We start from the raw sequence: 3,329 nt of genomic DNA, 5'->3' as shown, positions 1-3,329 counted from the left end.
CGCCACGGCCCAGCTTGCCCATCATTTTTTCCATCTGCTGGTATTGCTTGAGCACTTTGTTGACGTCGGCCGGGGTGAGGCCGCTGCCGCGTGCCACCCGCGCGCGCCGCGAGCCGTTGAGTAGATCCGGGTTGCGGCGTTCTTTTTTGGTCATCGAATTGATGATGGCGATCATGCGCGGCACTTCCTTGCCGGTCACTTGCTGCTTGACCGACTCCGGCACCTGACCCATGCCCGGCAGTTTGTCCATCAAGCCAGACAAGCCACCCATGTTCTGCATTTGTTCAAGCTGGTCGCGCATGTCGTTGAGGTCAAACTTTTTGCCCTTGGCCACTTTCTCGGCCAGTTTTTTGGCTTTGTCTTGATCGACCTGCGATTCCACCTGTTCGACCAGCGACAGCACGTCGCCCATGTCGAGGATGCGGCCGGCGGCGCGCTCGGGATGGAACACGTCCAGGCCGTCGGGCTTCTCGCCCACGCCGACAAATTTGATCGGCTTGCCGGTGATGTAGCGCACCGAGAGTGCCGCGCCGCCGCGTGCATCGCCATCGGTCTTGGTCAGCACTACGCCGGTCAGCGGCAGTGCTTCACCAAAATGCTTGGCCGTCACAGCCGCATCTTGGCCGGTCATCGAATCGACCACGAACAAGGTTTCGACCGGGTTCACTGCGGCGTGCAGGGCTTTGATCTCGGCCATCATCGCAGCGTCAATGCTGGTGCGACCGGCGGTATCCACAATCAGTACATCGGCAAACGTCTTGCGCGCCTCATCTATCGCGGCTTTGACGATGGCCTCGGGCTTTTGCGAGGCATCGGAGGGGAAGAAAATCGCCCCCACCTGACCGGCCAGCGTCTGCAATTGCTCGATCGCGGCCGGACGGTAGACGTCGGCGGACACCACCATCACTTTCTTCTTGCGCTTGTCCTTCAGGTGCTTGGCCAGCTTGGCCACCGTGGTGGTCTTGCCCGCACCTTGCAAGCCGGCCATCAAAATCACCGCAGGGGCCGGCACATTGAGGTTCAGGTCGGATGCCTGCGCGCCCATCACCATGGCCAATTCGTCGCGCACGATCTTGACCAGCACCTGGCCCGGCGACAGCGAGCGCAGCACTTCCTGCCCCACCGCACGCACCTTGATGCGCTGGATCAAGGCTTGCACCACCGGCAGTGCCACATCGGCTTCCAGCAAGGCGATGCGCACCTCGCGCACGGCCTCGCTGATATTGGATTCGCTCAGGCGGCCACGGCCACGCAGGCGTTCAATCGTGCCGGACAGGCGCTGGGTCAGGGATTCAAACACGCGGGCGCACCAAAAATTGACGAATCGGGGATTATAGCCGGGCCTCACCAGTACCGGCATCGAAGCAACCGGATAGACTTCACGCAACGTCGCAACCGGATGCTGAACATGAAGCGTGGATGGATTCTGGGATGGTTGATTTCGGCAGCCTTGGCGCTGCCGTGCACAACGCTGGCTGCCGTCCCACAGGCCAGCCCGCCAGCCAAGCCACAAGCGGCGCCCGCCGCCAAGCCGATGGTGGCAAGGCCTGCTACGACTGCGCCAACGACCGCTGCCGTGCCGCTCACCAGCAAGCCCAAACTGCCACCGCCGCCGCCCATCGCACGCTTGGCGGTGGCCGCCAATTTTGCCGATGCCGCGCGCCAACTGGGCCGTGCGTATTCCAAGCAGACAGGGCATCGCATCGAAGTCAGCGCCGCCTCCACCGGCAAGCTGTACGCACAGATTCACAACGGCGCACCGTTCGACGTATTGCTGTCGGCCGATGCCGCCACACCACGGCGCTTGGCCGATGAAGGCATGGCCGATGGCAACACCGTGTACGACTACGCCATCGGTCGGCTGGTGCTGTGGAGCCGTGATCGCGACGCCGTGACCGATGGCGAGGCATTGCTGCGCAAAGGTCATATCGAACGTTTGGCCATCGCCAACCCAGCGTTGGCACCCTATGGCGAAGCCGCCCGCGAAAGCCTGAACTACGTACGCCGCTGGGTGGAACTGGAGCCCAAGCTGGTATTGGGTGAAAACGTGGGCCAGGCGACCCAGTTTGTGATCAGCGGTGCTGCACCACTGGGCCTGTTGCCGCGCTCGCTGGTTTTGCAGGCAGGCAAGCAGGGCAAGCCCGGTTCGGGCTGGGATGTGCCAGCCAGCTGGCATTCGCCCATCGTGCAAAGCGCAGTGTTGCTCCAGCATGGCTACAAAAATCCAGCGGCACGCGGCTTTATGAAATACCTGCAAAGCCCGGCCGCGCAAAAACAAATCCACGCGCTGGGTTACGACTGATCACCCATGCAAGTCGACACCCCCGCCTGGATCGCCGCGCTCTGGGTGACCCTGAAACTGGCGGGATTCACCACGCTGATTCTGCTGATCGTGGGCATGCCGCTGGCGTGGTGGCTGGCGCGTAGTCGCTCATTCTGGCGTGCGCCGGTGGGCGCGGTGGTGGCATTGCCGATGGTGCTGCCACCGACCGTGCTGGGGTTTTATCTGTTGATCGGGCTGGCACCTGCCGGCCCGATTGGGCAGCTGACCCAATCACTGGGACTGGGCAGTCTGGCATTCACCTTCAGCGGCCTGCTGCTGGCCTCGGTGCTGTATTCGATGCCATTTGTGGTGCATCCACTGCAAGCCGGTTTTGCCGCAATTGCAACGGATACCCTGGACGCTGCCGCCAGTTTGCGCGCCGGCCCGCTGGATCGGTTTTGCAGCGTCGTATTGCCACTGTCGCGGCCCTCGCTGCTCACCGCCAGCCTGCTCGGCTTTGCGCATACGGTGGGCGAATTTGGCGTGGTGTTGATGGTGGGCGGCAATATCGAAGGCCAGACCCGCGTGCTCTCGGTATTGCTGTATGACCAAGTGGAAGCAATGGCGTATGCCGACGCGCATGTGCTGGCAGCCTGCTTGTTGGCCTTTTCGTTTGCGCTGCTGCTGGTGATGCAGTGGTTGGGCCGACGCACGGCGGTGTTGCATGGCTGAACTTGCAAACACGCTGGAAATTTCCCTGCGGCTGGCACGCAGCGCGTTCCAACTGCACGCCGACCTGCGCCTGCCCGTGCAAGGCACCACAGTGGTGTTTGGCCCCTCCGGTTGCGGCAAAAGCACCTTGCTGCGAGCCATCGCCGGGTTGGAGCCGGCGGCCAGTGGGGGGGTGCAAATTGCTGGCGAACTCTGGCAGGCTCCGCAATTTCGCTTGCCCGCGCACCGCCGCGCAGTGGGCATGGTGTTCCAGCACAGCGCCCTGCTTCCTCACCTCAACGTGGAAGGCAATTTGCGCTATGGCTGGAAGCGCGCGGGTGCCAGCGCGGCGCTG

At 62.9% G+C, this 3,329-nt stretch carries 4 protein-coding genes; 3 read left to right on the top strand and 1 reads right to left on the bottom strand.

Annotated elements, in window-relative coordinates; genetic code table 11:
• A partial coding sequence (gene ffh, locus PK789_RS11520; protein WP_324308956.1) for a signal recognition particle protein occupies positions 1–1,300 on the bottom strand: 1,300 nt, incomplete at its 3' end.
• Between the two features lie 108 nt (positions 1,301–1,408).
• Between ffh and modA the strand changes: the two genes are divergently transcribed.
• The 3 genes from modA to PK789_RS11505 form a co-directional block, all read left to right on the top strand.
• Complete coding sequence (gene modA / locus PK789_RS11515; RefSeq protein WP_263296782.1) at positions 1,409–2,302, top strand: molybdate ABC transporter substrate-binding protein; 894 nt, start codon at positions 1,409–1,411, stop codon at positions 2,300–2,302.
• Positions 2,303–2,308: 6 nt separating this feature from the next.
• On the top strand, positions 2,309–2,995 hold the full coding sequence (gene modB, locus PK789_RS11510) for a molybdate ABC transporter permease subunit (RefSeq protein WP_223629251.1): 687 nt from the start codon (positions 2,309–2,311) through the stop codon (positions 2,993–2,995).
• A partial coding sequence (locus PK789_RS11505; protein ID WP_324308955.1) for an ATP-binding cassette domain-containing protein occupies positions 2,988–3,329 on the top strand: 342 nt, incomplete at its 3' end. The genes modB and PK789_RS11505, both read left to right, overlap by 8 nt.

This window comes from Thermomonas sp. (genome assembly GCF_035369645.1).
Classification (GTDB): domain Bacteria; phylum Pseudomonadota; class Gammaproteobacteria; order Xanthomonadales; family Xanthomonadaceae; genus Thermomonas.
This window is presented reverse-complemented; position numbering and strand designations above follow the sequence as displayed.

What these genes read in the sequence shown, in the direction of transcription:
- modB (WP_223629251.1), top strand. Translation starts at nt 2,309, where the DNA reads ATGCAAGTCGACACCCCCGCCTGGATCGCCGCGCTCTGGGTGACCCTG.
- modA (WP_263296782.1), top strand. Translation starts at nt 1,409, where the DNA reads ATGAAGCGTGGATGGATTCTGGGATGGTTGATTTCGGCAGCCTTGGCG.